At 60.2% G+C, this 20,619-nt stretch carries 15 protein-coding genes; 13 read left to right on the plus strand and 2 right to left on the minus strand.

Annotation, left to right across the window (positions count from 1 at the left end; all coding sequences use genetic code 11):
* Positions 1-11: 11 nt before the first annotated feature.
* The gene (gene tssJ / locus V6M90_RS05500) at positions 12-521 is read right to left on the minus strand and encodes a type VI secretion system lipoprotein TssJ (RefSeq protein WP_003176943.1); all 510 of its coding nucleotides are present in this window, start codon (positions 519-521) and stop codon (positions 12-14) included.
* Positions 522-576: 55 nt separating this feature from the next.
* Positions 577-1,944, minus strand: a complete 1,368-nt coding sequence (gene tagH / locus V6M90_RS05505) for a type VI secretion system-associated FHA domain protein TagH (RefSeq protein WP_332846182.1) — start codon at positions 1,942-1,944, stop codon at positions 577-579.
* A gap of 393 nt (positions 1,945-2,337) precedes the next feature.
* Between tagH and tssA the strand changes: the two genes are divergently transcribed.
* The 13 genes from tssA (at position 2,338) to V6M90_RS05570 (ending at position 20,191) form a co-directional block, all read left to right on the plus strand.
* Positions 2,338-3,357: a type VI secretion system protein TssA gene (gene tssA, locus V6M90_RS05510; protein ID WP_003176945.1), complete on the plus strand. Its 1,020-nt coding sequence runs from the start codon at positions 2,338-2,340 to the stop codon at positions 3,355-3,357.
* Between the two features lie 54 nt (positions 3,358-3,411).
* On the plus strand, positions 3,412-3,918 hold the full coding sequence (gene tssB / locus V6M90_RS05515; protein WP_003176946.1) for a type VI secretion system contractile sheath small subunit: 507 nt from the start codon (positions 3,412-3,414) through the stop codon (positions 3,916-3,918).
* A gap of 2 nt (positions 3,919-3,920) precedes the next feature.
* The gene (gene tssC, locus V6M90_RS05520) at positions 3,921-5,417 is read left to right on the plus strand and encodes a type VI secretion system contractile sheath large subunit (protein WP_078735238.1); all 1,497 of its coding nucleotides are present in this window, start codon (positions 3,921-3,923) and stop codon (positions 5,415-5,417) included.
* Positions 5,418-5,557: 140 nt separating this feature from the next.
* Positions 5,558-6,046, plus strand: a complete 489-nt coding sequence (locus V6M90_RS05525; RefSeq protein WP_017526783.1) for an Hcp family type VI secretion system effector — start codon at positions 5,558-5,560, stop codon at positions 6,044-6,046.
* A 90-nt stretch (positions 6,047-6,136) separates the two neighbouring features.
* Complete coding sequence (tssE, locus tag V6M90_RS05530; RefSeq protein ID WP_042945974.1) at positions 6,137-6,652, plus strand: type VI secretion system baseplate subunit TssE; 516 nt, start codon at positions 6,137-6,139, stop codon at positions 6,650-6,652.
* On the plus strand, positions 6,649-8,508 hold the full coding sequence (gene tssF / locus V6M90_RS05535; protein WP_003176950.1) for a type VI secretion system baseplate subunit TssF: 1,860 nt from the start codon (positions 6,649-6,651) through the stop codon (positions 8,506-8,508). The genes tssE and tssF overlap by 4 nt, the downstream gene beginning before the upstream one ends.
* Positions 8,472-9,515 carry a type VI secretion system baseplate subunit TssG gene (gene tssG, locus V6M90_RS05540; protein ID WP_332846183.1) on the plus strand — a complete coding sequence of 348 codons (1,044 nt, stop codon included), beginning with the start codon at positions 8,472-8,474 and terminating at the stop codon, positions 9,513-9,515. The genes tssF and tssG overlap by 37 nt, the downstream gene beginning before the upstream one ends.
* Positions 9,508-12,171 (plus strand): type VI secretion system ATPase TssH, encoded by a 2,664-nt coding sequence (gene tssH / locus V6M90_RS05545; protein WP_141062848.1) that lies wholly within the window; start codon positions 9,508-9,510, stop codon positions 12,169-12,171. Before tssG ends, tssH begins: the two co-directional genes overlap by 8 nt.
* 388 nt (positions 12,172-12,559) lie before the next feature.
* The gene (locus V6M90_RS05550; RefSeq protein WP_003176953.1) at positions 12,560-14,503 is read left to right on the plus strand and encodes a type VI secretion system Vgr family protein; all 1,944 of its coding nucleotides are present in this window, start codon (positions 12,560-12,562) and stop codon (positions 14,501-14,503) included.
* 14 nt (positions 14,504-14,517) lie between these two features.
* Entirely contained in the window at positions 14,518-14,952 is a 435-nt protein-coding gene (locus tag V6M90_RS05555) for a DcrB-related protein (RefSeq protein ID WP_003176954.1), read from the plus strand.
* Between the two features lie 12 nt (positions 14,953-14,964).
* A complete protein-coding gene (locus V6M90_RS05560; RefSeq protein ID WP_332846184.1) occupies positions 14,965-19,341 on the plus strand; it encodes an RHS repeat-associated core domain-containing protein in 4,377 nt (1,458 codons plus the stop codon).
* A complete protein-coding gene (locus tag V6M90_RS05565) occupies positions 19,335-19,886 on the plus strand; it encodes a hypothetical protein (protein ID WP_332846185.1) in 552 nt (183 codons plus the stop codon). Before V6M90_RS05560 ends, V6M90_RS05565 begins: the two co-directional genes overlap by 7 nt.
* Positions 19,883-20,191, plus strand: a complete 309-nt coding sequence (locus tag V6M90_RS05570; protein WP_332846186.1) for a hypothetical protein — start codon at positions 19,883-19,885, stop codon at positions 20,189-20,191. Before V6M90_RS05565 ends, V6M90_RS05570 begins: the two co-directional genes overlap by 4 nt.
* Positions 20,192-20,619: the final 428 nt, after the last annotated feature.

Consider the following 20,619-nt stretch of genomic DNA (forward strand, 5'->3'; position numbering starts at 1 on the left):
CCGATTGCTTGTTATTGGGCAGGGCTGGATGGGGGAACCACGACGTCGGCGCGCACGGCACGCACATCGAGGCTGATCTGGTATTCGGTGTATTGGCGCGCCGGCACGTTGATCACCGTGCGCCATTGCGCACGGTCCAACTCGCGATACCCCACCAGCAAGCCGATCTGGCGCGTGGACGGGTCAAGGTCGCGCTGGATGCTCAACTGTTGGCCGGGCTGCACCATCACTTCATCCTGGTCCAGCAGGTCCAGGCCGAGGGTGGATTGCGCACGGTCGGCCAGGGCGAAGTAATCGGAGCGTGCAAAGGTGGCGGCGTTTTTCAGTTCGAAAATGCGCACCCGCACCGGGGCTGGCTGGCCGTTGGCGCCGGGGTTAAGCCCGGCAATGGCGTGGAAATGCAGCTCGACGGCCGCGGTATCCACGTCTGCCTCGACGGCGGCTTCGGGTTTGACGGCATCCTTGGCGCACGCCGTCAGCAGAAGCGATGTGGCAACTGCGAGTAAAAACCTGGGAATCATCCTGCGTCCTCAATGACGTACTTAGCTATCCGTTGAATCCTTTGCGACGCCGTGTTCAGCGACGCTGTCGTGCGCTGTGTTCTTCGTAGGCCCGGCTGAATTCGCGGCCGAACAGGTCCTGGAAGTCTTCCTGGGCCTCGCGGGAAATATTGCTGTAGAGCTCGGTGAACTGCTGCCAGTACTGGGCCTGGCGCGAACCGTTGAACAGACTCGACAACCCGCCCGGCTTGCCCATGCGCTCTTCCAACTGTGCCGGTTCAAAACGCTTGAGCAGGTGTTTGATCGCCGCTTCCACGCCCGCCATCACCGCCAGTTGGTGGGCGCGCAGGTCATCGAAACTGTCGCGTACCGCGATGTCCGGCGCCATAAATGCCTGGTTGCCGTGGCGCAGGAGCAGCAATAACGCTTCATCGGCATTCGGTGCGAATTTCAATGGGTTGTTTTCGGCGGGCTGGATCATCGTCTGCTGCATGCGGAATTCGCCCTTGAGGCTGGCGCGGGCACGCAATACGTCGATCAGGCCTTCGACCATCAACCGGTAGCTGCGACCGATGTTTTCCATCTGCGCTTGCGCCTGGGCCTTGTCCAGGCGCAATTGGTCCAGGCCGGCGCCGCGCAGGAAGGCTTGCAGAAGATCGGGTTGCTGGCTGTCATCGGCCACGGGGAGCACAGGCTCGACCACAGGTGGCGGTGGGACGGCTGCCGCAGGTGGCGGCGGGACGATCGCCGCGGGTGGCGGCGGCGGTGGCGCGCTGACCACTGGCGCCGGGGCGTCGCCGAACAGGTCCCAGTCCTCGGGAATCACCGAACCCGAGACCACCGGCGCTTCAACCACCGGTAGAGCCACTGGCGTCGGCGGACGGAAGTCGTGCTGTTCGGACGGCACATGATCCGGCACGGTCGGCGGCGGCACGGCGGTGGGGCTGAGGAAGTCGAACAGGTCCGGCAGGGTGTCCATCGAGGAGGCGCCGTGGAACTGCGGCGCAATCACCGGCGTCGGCATCGGCGTTGGCATCGACGGGCTGGCCACGGCACCCATCAGCGCTTCAAAGCTGTTCGGCGAATCACCGGCAAACGGTTGGCTATCAATGGCTTGCACGTTGAAGTCGATACGCGCCTGGATTTCGTAGTCGCCGATGCGGATCAACTCGCCATCCTGCAGCGGCTCGCTGTTGCCCCGGCGCATACGCAGACCGGCCTTGACCAATTCCACACCGTTCGTGCTGTTATCGGTTAAATAATAACGACCGTCTTTGTACTGGATAACGCAATGTTGTGAAGACACCAGCCGCTCAGGATCAGGCAATACCCAGTCATTCTCCGAACTGCGGCCAATAGCCATCGAGCCCTGGTGCATGGACTTTTCGGCGCATTGCCCTGGGGTGATCTTGTGATAACTAGTGATAGTCAAACACAGCGACATCTTGCCTCCTTGCTGATACTTCGCGCGCGGTCGATTCCCGGGGCAGCGGTTCCCGAGAAATCCCCATCAGGTCGTGCAAGCGACCGTTCACAACCTGCCAAGCCAGCATGATCGCTGATCTTAACTGGGCTCCATGACAAAAATCCTGTCAGGGTGTGCCGTTCGACCCACCAGTCGCGCAGGTTGTTAATCACCGCACATCTGTCACAGAGGGCGAATAGCTTACCTTGACAAGGCATAAGTACTACACCAAAAATGCACAACTTCTTGAATACCAATGATGGCACATTAATAGCAATGTGCTTATATGACCAAGAAACCATGCAAAGTTCATTTGGCAACTAATGCATGAATTGCCCGGCATCTAACGGGCTGATAGGGAGATCGATTTCAGTGGATGTGCCGTTGCTGCTCACCGCCGTTTCCGCGAGCTCGCCCTGTGGCGAAGACATGGAGTATGACGCGGATTTTCTCCAGCTTGAGCGTGATGCCAAGGGCCAACCCGAGCGCAGCATGGGCGACTCCATCCTGCCCGCTGAACCGCCGGAGTGGCGCAGCATCCAGCAGCAAAGCCTCGACTTGCTGCAGCGCAGCAAAGACCTGCGCATCACCCATTTCCTGCTGCAAAGCTCCCTCGCTCTCCAGGGTGTGGCCGGGCTGGCCGAAGTCCTTACGCTGATCGATGCGCTGCTGCGCGAATACTGGGCCGAGTTGCACCCGCGCCTGGATGCCGACGACGACAACGACCCTACCGTGCGCATCAACGCCCTGGCCGGCTTGACCAGCGACGCGACCATTCGCCTGCTGCGCGAAAGTATCCTCACGCGCTCACGCACCTTCGGCCCGGTAAGCCTGCGCGCCGCGCTGAATGCCAGCGGCCTGATGAGTTTCCCGGACGAACAACTGGGCACGCAGCAGTTGAATGCCGCGTTCCTCGACAGCGATCCCGAACAGCTGCAAGCCACCCGCGACGCGTTGAGCGCCGCGCGTTCGGCCTGTGAAGCCATCGAACAACAGGTCAACGATCAGGTCGGTTCGGCCCAGGGCGTGGACCTGAGCCTGTTGAAGCAACCGCTCAAGCAGGCCCTGCAAATCCTCAATCAAGCGGTGCCGGGCACCGACAGCAGCAGCGAACCCGAGGCCGTCAGTGACGACAATGCCCCCTCGGTCGACTTCGCCGCCGCCCCCGCCGCACCACGCCCGGCCGGTGATATCGCCAGCCGCGATGACGTGTTGCGCAGCCTCGACAAGATTCTTGCGTATTACACCCGGCACGAGCCTTCGAGCCCGCTGCCGGTGCTGTTGAACCGTGCGAAAAATCTGGTGCACGCCGATTTTGCGGCGATCGTGCGCAATCTGATTCCCGATGGCATGTCCCAATTTGAAAACCTGCGTGGCCCGGACGGCGACTAAGTCGCCAGGCTTTGCAGTAACAACACCGTCGCTCAAGCGACCAGGAGCAGCAACGTGGCGAAGCAAAGTTCTCAGAAATTCATCGCGCGCAACCGCGCGCCTCGAGTGCAGATCGAGTACGACGTCGAGCTTTACGGCGCCGAGAAAAAGGTCCAGCTGCCCTTCGTGATGGGTGTAATGGCCGACCTCGCCGGCAAGCCTGTCGAGCCTTTGGCGCCCGTGGCCGACCGCAAGTTCCTTGAAGTGGATGTCGACAACTTCGACTCGCGCCTCAAGGCCATGCAGCCGCGCGTAGCGTTCCACGTACCCAATGAGCTGACCGGCGAAGGCAACCTGAGCCTGGACATCACGTTCGAAAGCATGGACGACTTCAGCCCGGCCGCCGTGGCCCGCAAGGTCGACGCGCTGAACCAGTTGCTCGAAGCCCGCACCCAGCTGGCCAACCTGCTGACCTACATGGACGGCAAGACCGGCGCTGAAGAAATCATCATGAAGGCGATCAAGGACCCGGCACTGCTTCAGGCACTTGCCAGTGCGCCTAAGCCTGCAGGGGACCAGTAATCATGACCGACAACACCGCACGCGAAGGCGTCCAGAACCTGGGCGCTACTGAAGAAACCAGCGAATTCGCATCCTTGCTGATGCAGGAATTCAAACCCAAGACCGAGCGCGCCCGCGAAGCCGTGGAAACCGCCGTGCGCACCTTGGCGGAACAGGCCCTGGCCCAGACCGACCTGGTGTCCAACGACGCGATCAAGTCGATCGAGTCGATCATCGCCGCCATCGACGCCAAGCTCACCGCCCAGGTCAACCAGATCATTCACCACCCGGATTTCCAGCAGCTGGAAAGCGCCTGGCGTGGCCTGCACTACCTGGTCAATAACACCGAGAGCGACGAGCAGCTCAAGATCCGCGTGCTCAACATCGCCAAACCCGAACTGCACAAGACCCTGAAGAAATTCAAGGGTACTGCATGGGACCAGAGCCCGATCTTCAAGAAGATGTACGAAGAAGAATACGGCCAGTTCGGCGGCGAACCTTACGGTTGCCTGGTCGGCGACTACTACTTCGACCAGTCGCCACCGGACGTCGAGCTGCTGGGCGAGCTGTCGAAAGTCTGCGCGGCCATGCACTCCCCGTTCATCGCGGCGGCTTCGCCGACCGTAATGGGCATGGGCTCGTGGCAAGAACTGTCGAACCCGCGCGACCTGACCAAGATCTTTACCACCCCGGAATACGCCGGCTGGCGCTCGCTGCGTGAATCGGAAGACTCGCGCTACATCGGCCTGACCATGCCGCGCTTCCTGGCGCGCCTGCCGTACGGCGCCAAGACCGACCCGGTGGAAGCCTTCGCCTTCGAAGAAGACACCGACGGTGCCGACAGCGCCAAGTACACCTGGGCCAACGCCGCCTACGCGATGGCGGTGAACATCAACCGTTCGTTCAAGCACTACGGCTGGTGCTCGCGCATCCGCGGCATCGAGTCCGGCGGTGAAGTGGAAAACCTGCCGGCGCACACGTTCCCTACCGATGACGGTGGCGTGGACATGAAGTGCCCGACCGAAATCGCCATCAGCGACCGCCGTGAAGCCGAACTTGCGAAGAACGGTTTCATGCCGCTGCTGCACAAGAAAAACACCGACTTCGCCGCGTTCATCGGCGCGCAGTCGTTGCAGAAACCGGCCGAATACGACGACCCGGACGCCACCGCCAACGCCAACCTGGCCGCGCGCCTGCCGTACCTGTTCGCCACCTGCCGTTTCGCTCACTACTTGAAGTGCATCGTGCGCGACAAGATCGGTTCCTTCAAAGAGAAGGACGAGATGCAACGCTGGTTGCAGGACTGGATCCTCAACTATGTCGACGGTGACCCGGCGCACTCCACCGAAACCACCAAGGCCCAGCACCCGTTGGCCGCCGCCGAGGTGATCGTGGAAGAAGTCGAAGGCAACCCGGGGTACTACAACTCCAAGTTCTACCTGCGTCCGCACTACCAGCTCGAAGGGCTGACGGTGTCGTTGCGCCTGGTATCGAAGCTGCCATCTGCAAAAGGCGCGTAAGTAACTTGCTCTTCTGTGGGAGGGAGCTTGTCCCGATAGCATCAACTCGGTTTGACTGACAGACCGAGTTGCCTGCATCGGGGGCAAGCCCCCTCCCACACAAACCAAATCAAGTGGCCGGTGCCACACAGGGAGAAAACATGGCTGTTGATATTTTCATCAAGATCGGCGACATCAAGGGCGAGTCCATGGACAAGGCCCACAAGGACGAAATCGACGTGCTGAACTGGAGCTGGGGCATGTCCCAGTCCGGCAACATGCACGTAGGCGGTGGCGGCGGTGCGGGCAAGGTGAACATCCAGGACCTGTCGCTGACCAAGTACGTCGACAAGGCTTCGCCAAACCTGATGATGCTGTGCGCCAGCGGCAAGCACATCGACAAGGTCAAGCTGACCGTGCGCAAGGCCGGTGGCGAAAGCCAGGTCGAGTACATGGTGATCAACCTGGAAGAAGTACTGGTAACGTCGCTGAGCACCGGCGGTTCGGGTACCGATGACCGCCTGACCGAAAACGTCACGCTGAACTTCGCCCAAGTGATGGTGGACTACCAGCCACAGAAAGCCGACGGCACCAAAGACGGCGGCGCGGTCAAGTTTGGCTGGAACATCCGTTCCAACACCAAGCGCTGATAGCCCTGGTGCCGTGGCCCTGCGCCACGGCACTACGGTCTCAAGTGCAGCATTTTGTCCCTCTCGCAACCCGTCCGTGGAGCTGCTTTGGTGGTAACTGAAATCGCTTCCCGCGACCGTCTGCAACCGTCCCTGCTGGACCGGTTGACCGACGACGATCCGACCAACCCGAAGGAAAGCGCCGACAAACGCGTGCTGTCCCTGACCCAATTGAAAGCCTCGGTACTGCGTGACCTGGCGTGGCTGCTCAACACCACGTCGTTGCTCGATGCCGATGCCACCCTGCACACCCCGGCCGGCACCTCAGTGGTCAATTACGGCCTGCCGGCGCTGGCGGGCAACAGCGTTTCCAGTGTCGACATCAAGGCCCTGGAAGCCCTGATCTACCAGGCCATTGCGACGTTCGAGCCGCGCATCCTGCGCCACACGTTGCGCGTCAAAGCCCGTGTCGGCCAGGGCGAGATGAACCACAACGCGCTGAGTTTCGAGATCGAAGGCGACCTGTGGGCACAGCCGGTGCCGTTGCGCCTGCTGCTGCAAACCGACCTGGACCTGGAGTCCGGCCATGTGCGCGTGGTGAACGCCGACCAGCGGAGACGCCCATGAACCCGCGCCTGCTGGAACTGTACAACCAGGAACTGCACCACGTGCGCGAAAGCGCCGCCGAATTCGCCAAGGAATACCCGAAGATCGCCAGTCGGCTGACCCTGTCCGGTATGGACTGCGCCGACCCGTACGTCGAACGTTTGCTCGAAGGTTTTGCCTACCTCACCGCGCGCGTGCAGCTCAAGCTCGACGCCGAGTACCCGACGTTCACCCACAACCTGCTGGAAATCGCCTACCCGCACTACCTGGCGCCGACTCCGTCGATGACCGTGGTGCAACTGCAGACCGACCCCGACGAAGGCTCCCTCGCCAGCGGTTTCCCCTTGCCCCGCGACACGGTATTGCGTGCCGCACTGGGCCGCGAAACCCAGACCTGCTGCGAGTACCGCACCGCGCACCCGGTGACGTTGTGGCCGTTGCAGGTCAGCAGCGCCGAATATTTCGGCAACCCCGCCGCCGTGCTCGGGCGCCTGGCCGCCAGCGAGCCCAAAGCCAAGGCGGGCTTGCGCCTGACCCTGCGCACCGGTGCCGAATTGCCGTTCAACAGCCTCGACCTGGACAACCTGCCGCTGTACCTCAGCGGCGCCGACGAGCAACCGTTCCGCCTCTACGAACAACTGCTGGGCAACGCCTGCGCGGTGTTTGCACGCAAGCCCGGCGGTGACTGGGTCGAGCGCTTGCCACAAGACGCGTTGCGCTCGCGTGGCTTTGACGATGCCGACGCGGCCATGCCGGTGGTGGCGCGGGCGTTCCAGGGCTATCGGCTGTTGCAGGAATACTTCGCCCTGCCCCACCGCTACCTGTTCGTCGAATTCGCCGAGCTGAGCCGCGCGGTCAAACGCTGCGACGGCCAGGAACTGGAGCTGATCGTGCTGTTCGACCGCCACGAGCCGAGCCTGGAAGGCAGCGTCGGCGCGGCGCAGTTCCTGCCGTTCTGCACGCCGGCGATCAACCTGTTTCCCAAACGCGTGGACCGGATCCACTTGTCCGACCGGGTCAACGAACACCACGTGATCGCCGACCGCACGCGGCCGATGGATTTCGAGATTCACTCGTTGACCGGCATCACCGGCCACGGCACCGGGCCGGAGCAGCCGTTTTTGCCGTTCTACGCGGTACGCGATCCTTCCCGCTATGGCCGCGACCAGGCGTATTACACCGTGCGGCGCGAGCCACGCGTATTGTCCAGCGACCAACGCCGTAACGGCCCGCGCTCGACCTATGTGGGCAGCGAAACCTTCGTCAGCCTGGTGGACAGCCGCCAGGCGCCGTATCGCCATGACCTGCGCCAACTCGGTGTGACCGCGCTGTGTACCAACCGCGACCTGCCGCTGTTCATGAGTGTGGGCAACAGCAAGACCGACTTCACCCTGGCCGACAGCGCGCCGGTACTGGCCGTGCGTTGCGTCGCCGGCCCCAGCCGCCCACGCGCCAGCCATGCCCATGACGCCAAGGCCTGGCGCCTGATCAGTCAGTTGTCGCTCAACTACCTGTCGTTGAGCGAACAGGGCCAGGGCGCCGGCGCCTTGCGTGAACTGCTGCGCCTGTATGGCGACAGCAACGACGCGGCGCTGCAATTGCAGATCGAAGGCCTGCGCGAAGTCAGCAGCAAAGCCGTGACCCGGCGCCTGCCGATGCCCGGCCCGATTGTGTTTGGGCGGGGCCTGGAAATCACCCTGGAATTCGATGAAAACGCGTTTCGCGGCACCGGCGTATTCCTGCTCGGCGCTGTACTGGAGCGCTTCCTGGCACGCTACGTGTCGATCAACAGTTTTACCGAGACGGTGATCCGTACCACCGAACGCGGCGAGATCATGCGATGGAAAGCCAAGCCCGGACGTCGTCCGACCCTGTGAGTACCCTCGATGCGATGCATCAGGCGCCCTGGGAATACGATTTCTTCCAGGCGCTGCGGCGTATCGAGTGCGAGTCGCCAAACCTGCCACGCCTGGGCCATTCCCTGCGCCTGGCGGATGATCCGCTGCGCCTGGGACAACAGGCCGATTGCACCTTCGCCCCGGCCACCCTGGCCTCGGTCGAACCCGGTGGCGATGGCAAGCCGGCGCGGCTGGAGCAGTTCTTCTTCGGCCTCGGCGGCCCCAACGGCCCGCTGCCGTTGCACATCACCGAGTACGTGCGCGAACGCCAGCGCAACAACGCCGACAGCACCAGCAAGCAGTTCCTGGACGTGTTCCACCATCGCCTGCTCAGCCTGTTTTACCGGGCCTGGGCCGAGGCGCGGCCGACGATCAGCCACGACCGCCCGGACGATGACTATTGGTCCGCGCGCCTCGCCGCCTTGAGTGGGCGGGGCATGCCGAGCCTGCTCAACCAGGGGCTGATTCCCGACACCGCGAAGCTGCATTACAGCGGCCACCTGTCGGCGCAAACCCGCTACCCGGATGGCCTCAAGGCGATTCTCAGCGAGTATTTCGGCCTGCCGGTGGAGATCGAAGAGTACGTCGGCCAATGGCTGGAACTGCCCGAGCGCAGCCGCATCGGTGTGAGCGCCAACCGCCTGGGCGTGGACTTTTGCCTGGGTAGCCATGTGTGGGACCGCCAGCATAAATTCCGCATCCGCCTGGGCCCGCTTACGCTCGACGATTATATGGGCATGCTGCCCGGCCATCAGCCGTTCAACGAGCTGGTGGCGTGGGTGGCCGAATACCTGGGCCATGAACTGGACTGGGATCTCAACCTGGTTTTGCAACAACCCGAAGTCCCTGCGCTGCAACTCAACGGCCAGTTCCGCCTGGGCTTCAATACCTGGCTCGGTAACCCTGAGCATGACGCCAACGACCTAATCCTGGCCCGGCACTACGCCGATCAAGCCACCACCTCAAGGAATCCAGAGCATGGGTGAAATCAGTCGCGCCGCACTGTTCGGCAAACTCAACAGCGTGGCCTACAAGGCCATCGAAGCCGCCACCGTGTTCTGCAAACTGCGGGGCAACCCGTATGTGGAACTGGCTCACTGGTTTCACCAGTTGCTGCAACTGCAGGACTCGGACCTGCACCGCATCATCCGCCAGTTCAACGTGGAACCGGCACGTCTGGCCCGCGACCTCACCGAGGCCCTGGACCGGCTGCCGCGTGGCTCGACGTCGATCACCGACCTGTCGTCCCATGTGGAAGAAGCCGTCGAGCGCGGCTGGGTGTACGGCAGCCTGATGTTCGGCGAAAGCCAGGTGCGCACCGGTTACCTGGTGCTGGGTATCCTCAAGACGCCGAGCCTGCGCCATGCGCTGCTGGGCTTGTCGTCGGAGTTCGACAAGATCAAGGCCGAAGCCCTGAGCGAACGCTTTGACGAGTACGTCGGCGACTCTCCGGAAAACGCCCTGACTGCCAGCGACGGTTTCAATGCCGGCGCCGTGCCGGGCGAAGCCAGCGGCGCCATGGCGCCGAGTGCGATGGGCAAACAGGAAGCGCTCAAGCGCTTTACCGTGGACCTGACCGAACAGGCCCGTAGCGGCAAGCTCGACCCGATCGTCGGCCGTGACGAAGAGATCCGTCAGTTGGTGGATATCCTCATGCGTCGGCGCCAGAACAACCCGATCCTCACCGGTGAGGCCGGCGTAGGCAAAACCGCGGTGGTTGAAGGCTTCGCCCTGCGCATCGTCGCCGGCGACGTACCACCAGCGCTGAAAGACGTGGAGCTGCGCAGCCTCGACGTGGGCCTGCTGCAAGCCGGCGCCAGCATGAAAGGCGAGTTCGAACAGCGCCTGCGCCAGGTCATCGAAGACGTACAGGCGTCGCCCAAGCCGATCATCCTGTTTATCGACGAGGCCCACACCCTGGTGGGTGCCGGTGGCGCCGCCGGCACGGGCGATGCGGCCAACCTGCTCAAACCCGCGTTGGCGCGCGGCACCCTGCGCACCGTGGCGGCCACCACTTGGGCCGAGTACAAGAAGCACATCGAAAAAGACCCGGCCCTGACCCGCCGTTTCCAGGTGGTGCAGGTCGCCGAGCCGTCGGAAGACAAAGCCCTGCTGATGATGCGCGGCGTGGCCTCGACCATGGAAAAGCACCACCAGGTGCAGATCCTCGACGAAGCCCTGGAAGCCTCGGTGAAGCTGTCCCACCGCTATATTCCAGCGCGCCAGTTGCCGGACAAATCCGTGAGCCTGCTGGACACCGCCTGCGCCCGCGTCGCCATCAGCCTGCACGCCGTACCGGCCGAAGTGGACGACAGCCGCCGTCGCATCGAAGCCCTGGAAACCGAGCTGCAAATCATCGCCCGTGAGCATGCGATCGGTATCGCCATCGGTGCGCGCCAGAGCAACAGCGAAGCCTTGCTGAGCGCCGAGCGCGAGCGCCTGGCCACGCTGGAAAGCCGTTGGGCCGAAGAGAAAACCCTGGTGGATGAGTTGCTCGCGACCCGCGCGACCCTGCGTGAAAAAGCGGGTGTGGTGGACAGCGGCAGCGATGAATTGCGTACGCAATTGGTCGACCTGCAACAGCGCCTCACCGCGCTGCAAGGCGAAACCCCGCTGATCCTGCCGACCGTGGATTACCAGGCCGTGGCCTCGGTGGTCGCCGACTGGACCGGGATTCCGGTGGGTCGCATGGCGCGCAACGAGCTGGAAACCGTGCTCAACCTCGACCAACACCTGAAAAAACGCATCATCGGCCAGGACCACGCCTTGCAGATGATCGCCAAGCGCATCCAGACTTCCCGCGCCGGCCTCGACAACCCGAGCAAGCCGATTGGCGTGTTCATGCTCGCCGGCACCTCCGGCGTGGGCAAGACCGAAACCGCCCTGGCCCTGGCTGAAGCCATGTACGGCGGCGAGCAGAACGTCATCACCATCAATATGAGCGAGTTCCAGGAAGCCCACACGGTGTCGACCCTCAAGGGCGCGCCACCGGGTTATATCGGCTACGGCGAAGGCGGCGTGCTGACCGAAGCGGTGCGGCGCAAACCCTACAGCGTGGTGCTGCTGGACGAGGTGGAAAAAGCCCACCCGGACGTGCATGAAATTTTCTTCCAGGTGTTCGACAAGGGCGTGATGGAAGACGGCGAAGGCCGGGTGATCGACTTCAAGAACACCCTGATCCTGCTGACCACCAACGCCGGCACCGAGCTGATTTCCCACGTGTGCAAAGACCCGGCGAACATCCCCGAACCGGAAGAAATCGCCAAGGCCCTGCGCCAGCCGTTGCTGGAGATTTTCCCGCCGGCCCTGCTCGGGCGCCTGGTGACTATTCCGTACTACCCGCTGAGTGACGAGATGCTCAAGGCGATTACCCGCCTGCAACTGAACCGCATCAAGAAGCGCGTGGAGAACACCCACAAGGTGGCCTTCGACTACGACGACGCGGTGGTCGACCTGATCGTCTCGCGCTGCACCGAGACCGAAAGCGGCGGACGCATGATCGACACCATCCTCACCAACAGCCTGCTGCCGGACATGAGCCGTGAGTTCCTCACGCGCATGCTTGAGGGCAAGGCGCTGGCCGGGGTGCGGATCAGCAGTCGGGATAACGAGCTGCATTACGACTTCAGCGACGCCGAATAACGACTGTTGGAATGCAATGCAAATGTGGGAGGGGGCTTGCCCCCGATGGCGGTGAATCAGTCGCCTGATACATCAACTGACACACTGCTATCGGGGCATAGGTATCTACACAACTTCCGCTGAGCGAATAATCTAGGGTCAATGGGCTGTTGTGGTGAGCGGGCTTGCCCCGCGCTGGGCTGCGCAGCAGCCCCAAAACCCGCACCTCGGTTTATCCTGACACACGGTGTTGGCCTTATTGGGGCCGCTGCGCAGCCCAGCGCGGGACAAGCCCGCTCACCACAGGGAGGATTTTCAGCTTTTAAAAATTGTGTAGATACCTATGGCTATCGGGGGCAAGCCCCCTCCCACATTTGGACTGGGCTCCTTCAGTTATTAAGGTACTTCGATGCTATTCAACCAAGCCTCACGCCTGGCCAAAATCACCAGCCCCCTCGGGCCGGATGTGCTGTTGCTCAATGAAATGGGCGGCGGCGAAGAACTGGGGCGGCTGTTCAACTATGAGCTGCAACTGACGTCCCTGGACGCCAACATCGACCTCAACCAGTTGCTGGGCAAGCCGATGAGCGTCGGCCTGCAACTGGCGGACGGCGGCGAACGGCACTTTCACGGTATCGTCGCGCGCTGCAGCCAGAACATCGACAAGGGCCAGTTCGCCAGTTACCAGGTGACGCTGCGCCCGTGGTTCTGGCTGCTGAGCCGCACTTCGGACTGCCGGATTTTCCAGAACCTGAGCATCCCGCAGATCATCAAGCAGGTGTTCCGCGACCTGGGTTTTTCCGACTTTGAAGATGCCCTGAGCCGGCCGTACCGCGAGTGGGATTACTGCGTGCAGTACCGCGAGACCAGCTTCGATTTCGTCAGCCGCCTGATGGAACAGGAAGGCATCTACTACTTCTTCCGCCATGAACAGGACCGCCATGTGCTGGTGCTGGCCGACGCCTATGGCGCCCACACCACGGTGCCGGGCTACGCGTCGATCCCGTATTACCCCAAGGACGAGCAGCAACGCGAACGCGACCACATGCACAACTGGCACCTGGCGCAGGAGGTGCAGCCGGGCTCGCTGGAACTCAACGACTACGACTTCCAGCGCCCCAGCGCCAGCATCGATGTACGCTCGGCGATGCCGCGCCCACACACCGCCGGCGACTACCCGCTGTATGACTACCCCGGCACCTACGTGCAAAGCGCCGACGGCGAACACTACGCGCGCACCCGCATCGAAGCCCTGCAAACCCTGCACGAACAGATCGAGTTCGCCGGCAACGCCCGTGGCCTCGGTTCCGGCCACCTGTTCAGCCTCACCGGCTTCAGCCGCCAGGACCAGAACCGCGAATACCTGATCGTTGGCATCCGTTACTACATCGTCCAGGAAAACCTGGAAAGCGGCGGCGGCTCAGGTTCCGCGCAGTTCGAAAGCAGCCTCACCTGCATCGACGCCCAGCAAAGCTTCCGCCCGTTGGCCACCACCCACCGCCCTATCGTAAAAGGCCCGCAGACCGCCCTGGTCGTCGGCCCCAAGGGCGAAGAAATCTGGACCGACCAGTACGGCCGGGTGAAGGTGCACTTCTACTGGGACCGTCACGACCAATCCAACGAAAACAGCTCGTGCTGGATTCGTGTGTCGCAATCCTGGGCCGGCAAGAACTGGGGCTCGATGCAGATTCCACGGATTGGCCAGGAAGTGATCGTGAGCTTCCTCGAAGGCGACCCCGACCGACCGATCATCACCGGGCGGGTGTACAACGCTGAGCAGACCGTGCCCTACGACTTGCCGGAAAACGCCACCCAAAGCGGCATGAAAAGCCGCTCCAGCAAAGGCGGCACGCCGGCCAACTTCAATGAAATCCGCATGGAGGACAAGAAGGGCCTGGAGCAGTTGTACATCCATGCCGAGCGTAATCAGGACATTGTGGTGGAGGTGGATGAGAGCCATTCGGTGGGGCATGACCGGAATAAAAGCATTGGCCATGACGAGGTAGTGACGATTGGCAACGACCGCGTGCGTGCGGTCAAGCATGACGACATGCTTATGGTGGGGTTCAGCAAAACCGACGCCATCAGCAAGAGCTATCTAATTGAAGTGGGCGAAAACTTGCGCCTGGTTTGCGGCAAAAGCGTGCTGGAGCTCAACGCCAGCGGCCAGATCAATCTCACGGGTGTGCAGATCAATGTGTATTCCGAGGGCAGCTCCGAGATCAACACCGGCGGCAATCTGCATTTGAACATTGGCGGCAAAGGCGGTACCACACCCATGGGCCAAGGGGTCAAGGGTGAAATCGACGCGGCCGTCAACTCCATGTTTCCCAAGCCGCCTTCCGGCCAATAACGAGATTCCGTTTCATGACCTATCAACTCAATGAACTGCAATTCACGCTGCCCAGCGATGACGTTCAAGATGCTTCCATCAATATCCTGAAGTTCGCTGCTCTGGGTACGTCGTTGATCGTCAGCCGTAGCCTTCTAGATGAGAGTGAAACGCTGCAAAGCAACTTCGAAGAGCAACTGGCGAAGCTGGAGAAGCAGGTACAGGACTTGCGCTACCAACCGGCCAAGGCACTTCGTGTAGGCGCGGCGCAGGATATAGACGCCATCGAAGTGCATAACCAGTTCAGCAAGGGCACCGAGCGTATTCATCAATACCAGTTAGCGCTTGTCATACCCGGCACTCGGCAGATGCTTGCCCTGAGTTATGTCAAAGCCCAACCCCTGGGCGATGCTGAAAGCGCCCATTGGGCAACCATCAAAAGCACCCTGCAGCTGAATCCCAAGCCTTGAAGTCCCTATTCCATGTCTGACGCTCTCTGGGCGGCACGTCTCGGCGACGGCCTGCTGCACACCTCGGCGATGGCCGACATCCTGGGCGGCGTGCTGGAAATTGCGGCCAACATCGCTATTACGGCCGTCGCCACGGCTGCGATTGTGGCCGCCACCGGTATTACCGTCGTTACCGGCGGTCTGGGCTGCTTTGTGCTCGGCGCGGTGGTGGGCATCATCGTCGGTATAGGCATGAGCAAGACGGGGGCGGACAAGGGACTGACAAAGGTCTGTGACTGGATAGGCAATGCGTTATTCCCGCCGGTGGTGATGGCAACCATCGCCACCGGCTCCCACAACACTTTTACCAACGGCATACCCTCGGCACGTGCCGCAGGCGCTATCGGCCCGGTCAGTTCGCAACCCGCCGAAGGTGGTAGTCCCGAAGAAGCCAGCTACCTTGACATGGCCAAGGGTTTCTTCTCGCAGATGTGGCGACCCACGGTGGCGGTTCCTGCACCAGGCGCAGTACCCAAACCGCTGGATATTGTGATCTGCACCAAACATCCACCGATGCCGCCGCAGTTTATTGCCGAAGGCTCCAGCAAGGTCACTATCAACGGTCAGCCGGCCGCCCGCAGCGGTGACCGAAGCACCTGCGACGCCTCGATTGTCGAGTCGGGGATGATCTCCAGCAACGTGCGTATTGGCGGAAGCCCCGTGGTGGTGCGCGAGATCCGCAGTGGCAAGACACCCGGTGTCGGGCTGGCGGTGACCGCACTGTTGATGCTGCGTGGTGGCGGCTCCAAGTTTTTCAGCAAGCTGCCGTGCATGGTCGTTGGTGGACTGGTGTCGTGGGGCACCAGCCAAGTGACCAATGCCATTACCTCTGCTGTAGCAGGCTCGCCCAACCCGGTACACAGCTCCACTGGCGCGAAAATTCTTGATGGGGAAGACGATCTGGACTTCGCCCTGCCCGGCCTGCTCCCTATCGAGTGGCAGCGCTACTACAGCAGCCGGGACGAGCGTCGCGGCGGTCTGTTCGGTGCCAGCTGGAGCGTGATCTACGAGGTCTGCGTCGAGATTGGCGTACACCCCGAAGGTGGGGAACGGCTGGTCTATACCGATGAGCAAGCGCGACAGATCGACATGGGCGTCATCCCGCTTGGCGGTGCCGTATTCAGCGCAGGAGAAGGCTTGAGCGTACGGCGCAATACCAATGGCCAACTACTGATTGAAAGCGTTGATGGGCTCTATCGGCTATTCGAACCAACGCCGGGCACCGCCTCACGCCTGCGCCTTAGCCAATTGGGGGATCGCAACGACAATCGAATCTTCCTCGACTATGACATTCAGGGTCGGCTGAGCCACTTACGAGATACGTTCGACCATGTGCGTGTCGAACTTGTTTACAGCCAGAAATGGCCGGCGCGAGTGGAACAAGTCGAGCGGCTATACCCCGATCACAGCCGCGAAACCCTTGTCAGTTACGGCTACGATGCTCGCGGCGACCTCGCCGAAGTTCGCGATCCCGACGCACATGTGCAACGCCGCTTCACCTACGACAGCGGCCAGCGCATGGTCGAGCATCAGCTGCCCACCGGGCTGCGTTGTTACTACCAATGGGGCTGCGTGGACGGCAGCGAATGGCGCGTGGTGCGGCACTGGACCGATGAGGGTGACGAATACCTGTTCGACTATGACCTGCCGGCCGGCGTGACGCGCATTACTGATGGCTTGCAGCGTCTCAGCACACGCCGCTGGAACTCGCAGTACCAGATCACCGAATACACCGATAACCTGGGAAAGACGTGGCAATTCGAATGGAATGAGGAGCGTCAGTTGCTCAGCGCGACTGACCCACAAGGCGGCAAATGGCAGTTCGGCTACGACGAGTCCGGTAACCTGTGCAGCACTCAGGATCCGTTGGGGCGTATCGAGTCGACGTTGTGGCTGGAGCATTGGTCGCTGCCGCTGGTGGAGACCGATGCGGCAGGCCACGCGTGGCAATATCAGTACGACCAGCGGGGCAATTGCGTCAGTGAAATCGACCCGTTGGGGCATGTCACGCGGTATCGCTACGATACGTTTGGACAGGTGGTGGAGATCATCGATGCCACGGGTAAAAGCAAAACCCTGCGCTGGAATGAAACCGGGCAATTAATCCAGCATATCGATTGTTCAGGGTATCCCACAGCGTTCGAGTACGACCGCCAGGGCCATCTGCAGGTGGTCGTCGACGCCTTGGGTGAACGACAGCGTTATCGACACGACGGCCAAGGCCGGCTGTTGCAGACCGAAATGCCGGACGGTCGCACCGAACAGTACCTGCGCGACACCAGCGGTCTGTTGATCGGCTATACCGATGCAGCGGGACACACCACCCGCTACCAATACGGGCGCCGCGGGCAAGTGCGGCAACGAATAGATGCACACGGCCGGCAGATTGAGTTCCGCTACGACGCCTACGGACACCTCCAAACCCTGACCAATGAAAATGGTGAGAGTTACCGCTTTACATGGGACCCGTGCGACCGTCTGGTGGAGCAACAAGACCTCGACGGTAGCGCCCGACGTTATGCCTATGACCTTCTGGATAACGTAGCCGCCGTTGAGTACGTGCCCACCGGGCAGACACCTGAGCCTTCAATTGTGCATCGACTCGAACGAGATGCAGTGGGCCGCTTGCTGTTGAAACAAACCGATGATGGTCGCACCGAATACGCCTACGACCCGTTGGACCAACTTACCGCTGTCACCTTCATCGGCAATGACGAAACCACCCAGGCACTGGCCTTCGCCTACGACGCGCGCGGCCAACTGCTCATCGAACAAAGCGCCGCCGGCAGCCTGAACTACCACTACGATGAGCTCGGCAACCTGATCCAGACGCAGTTGCCCGACGGCCGTTGGCTCAACCGCCTGTACTACGGCAGCGGCCACCTGCACCAGATCAACCTCGACGGGCGCGTCATCTGCGACTTCGAACGCGACCGCCTGCACCGTGAAGTGCTGCGCACCCAAGGCCAGATCACCACGCGCAGCGAATATGACCGCAGCGGCCGCCTGCGCTCGCGGATACGCCGTCCCAGTGGCCAGCCCACGCAACTGCCGGCTGCCCAGCAAAAACACTTCGACTATGACCCGGCCGATAACCTGATCGGCCGCCTGGAGCGCAACCGCGACAAGCATCGGGACCAGCGTCAACTGCTGCACTACGACGCGACCGGCCGCATCATCGCCAGCCAGGACAACGCCCAGGGCCAGCAGGAAACTTTCACCTACGACGCCGCAGCCAACCTGCTCGACGGCCCGCCAGCAGGTGCAGGGCTGGTCGTGCATAACAAGCTGTTGACCTATCAGGACAAGCGCTACCGTTATGACGGTTTCGGTCGAATGATCGAAAAGCGCAGCGCTGTGCGTGGTGTGCAATATTTCGCCTACGATGCCGAGCATCGCTTGATTGAAATCCGTAGCCAGAAGGATGGACGCGAAACGGTCGTGAAAATGACCTATGACCCGCTTGGGCGGCGCATCGCTAAAACCGAACATGACAACAATGGCTACCCGTTGGGTGAAACCCGCTTTGATTGGGAAGGCCTGCGCCTGCTGCAGGAACACCGGCACAGCCAGACCAGCCTCTATATCTATGAAGAAGACGGCTATGCACCGCTGGCTCGAGTGGACGGCACGGGTGAGCATCAAAGCGTGCGCTACTACCACAACGACCTGAATGGATTGCCTGAGCAACTGACCGAAGCTGATGGGAAAACGGTGTGGCAGGCGCGGTATCAGGTGTGGGGGAATGCGGACGAAGAAGTGCGTGAAGCGTACTTTATCGAAGAGCAGAATTTGCGGTTCCAGGGGCAGTATCTGGATCGGGAGATTGGGCTGCACTACAACACGTTTCGGTTTTATGATCCGGATGTGGGGCGGTTTACGACGCCGGATCCGATTGGGTTGATGGGTGGATTCAATCTTTACCAGTACGCGCCGAACCCCATTGGCTGGATAGACCCGTGGGGATGGGCAGGCGACCCTGCGAAAGCGACCCACATCACTTACGTCGGCGTGAAAGACGGTAAACCTTATGTGGGTTACGCCAGCAAGCCTGGGTTGGGGCATTCCGCGCAAGCTGTGTTGGACTACCGCTATCCTAATAAGCAAATTTTCGACGTTGCACCAGAGGCAGTATTCAAAGGAGATGGGCAAAAAGGAAAAGACATTGCAAGGGGCCTAGAACAAAGAATATATGAAGACAAATTGAAAGAAGGCCCTGTTGCGAATAAACAAAGACCTGTCGGCCCGAATAACAAAAGACGGGATATTTATCTCGCGGCCGCTGACAAACATAGAGGTGTCAAACCTCAAAAACCAACTCAGAAATCCAAAGGTCCGGGAAGATGCTGAAGAAGATCACATGGCAAGAAGGCAAGATTCTAAGTTTAAAACTAAAAGATGACCTCTACACGCTTGTCCAGATGCGTGAAAACTACTACCTGCAGTTTTTCGACTTGACAAATACTCAGGATACCTGGACAGGTGTAAACCTCGAAAAACTTGATCCGTTATTTTTTATTTTCACGTCCACGAAGGCTTTGAAGGGCCTCGCCATAAGTGAGCCGTCATCGGATAAAATCCGCATAGATATGCGCCCTCCCGAAAAAAAAATGCTGAGGGCTATTATTGGCGGTAATTACGGCGCGGATCTTATAGAACTGACTGATTCTTTTGAAACGCTTGATGCAATTACATTGAAAAGCAACTTAACATTAACCGATGACCTCGACACCATTTATAAATATGAATTATCAGGCATGGTCGGCGATCCAGAAAAGCTACAAAATCGTTTAATAAACTACTTTGAAAACGGAGTGAATTGGGACAAATCCAAAGAATTTTTATTCAAAGGCATCTCAGCGCCACACGCCAAAAAATTGAGTACAGCCAAATGAAAAACAAAGAATTACAGGACTTTCAAATGCATCACCTCACTCTAGAGGGTGAAAAAAAACTTATCGCCAAAATAAAGAGGTTGCTCGAAGCGCTTATCAGTGAACTTCAACAACTTCCCGAAAATACAAATCAATCAACCCTCTTGGAAAACTTCAAAAAGTGCATACTTAACATTAATTATTTCGAGGATGAAATAGAAACTGTCGAACGCGAATCTATATTTGAACACATTTACGCCATAGGGGAAATTGTCGGCCTTGACCCAACATCAGAGTACGCTGAGGAGTGGCGAGGCGATTGGTAAAGGATCAAATGGCTGAGGCAAAAATAGATGGATGCATTTATTTTAATTAAAGTTACCCTCTTTATCTACAATGGATGCGGAAGATTAAAATTCTTGAACTGATAGAAAATTCTGACTGTACGACAGAACCATCCATTGGTTTGCCGAACCATCCCGTTCCCGATGACTTATCGTATTTTTATCAACATTACAGTAGCGCAGTTTTTTATCCACAGGCCCGGCACAACTTCACAGTTCAGCCACCAGCGCTAGAACGTCCAGACTTTGCTGTAATGAACGAAGACTTAAAAAATTCCGACTCAGCTAACTGGTACGTGCTGGTTAAAAGTGAAGATCAAATAATTTCAATCGACCTGATGCCAGGCCCGCGATTTGGGTATTGCTACGACTCGTTCTGGGACAGTTACCCGACGGCCGATGAGAGCACA

Origin of the sequence: Pseudomonas lactucae (assembly GCF_036688725.1) — a bacterium.
Classification (GTDB): domain Bacteria; phylum Pseudomonadota; class Gammaproteobacteria; order Pseudomonadales; family Pseudomonadaceae; genus Aquipseudomonas; species Aquipseudomonas lactucae.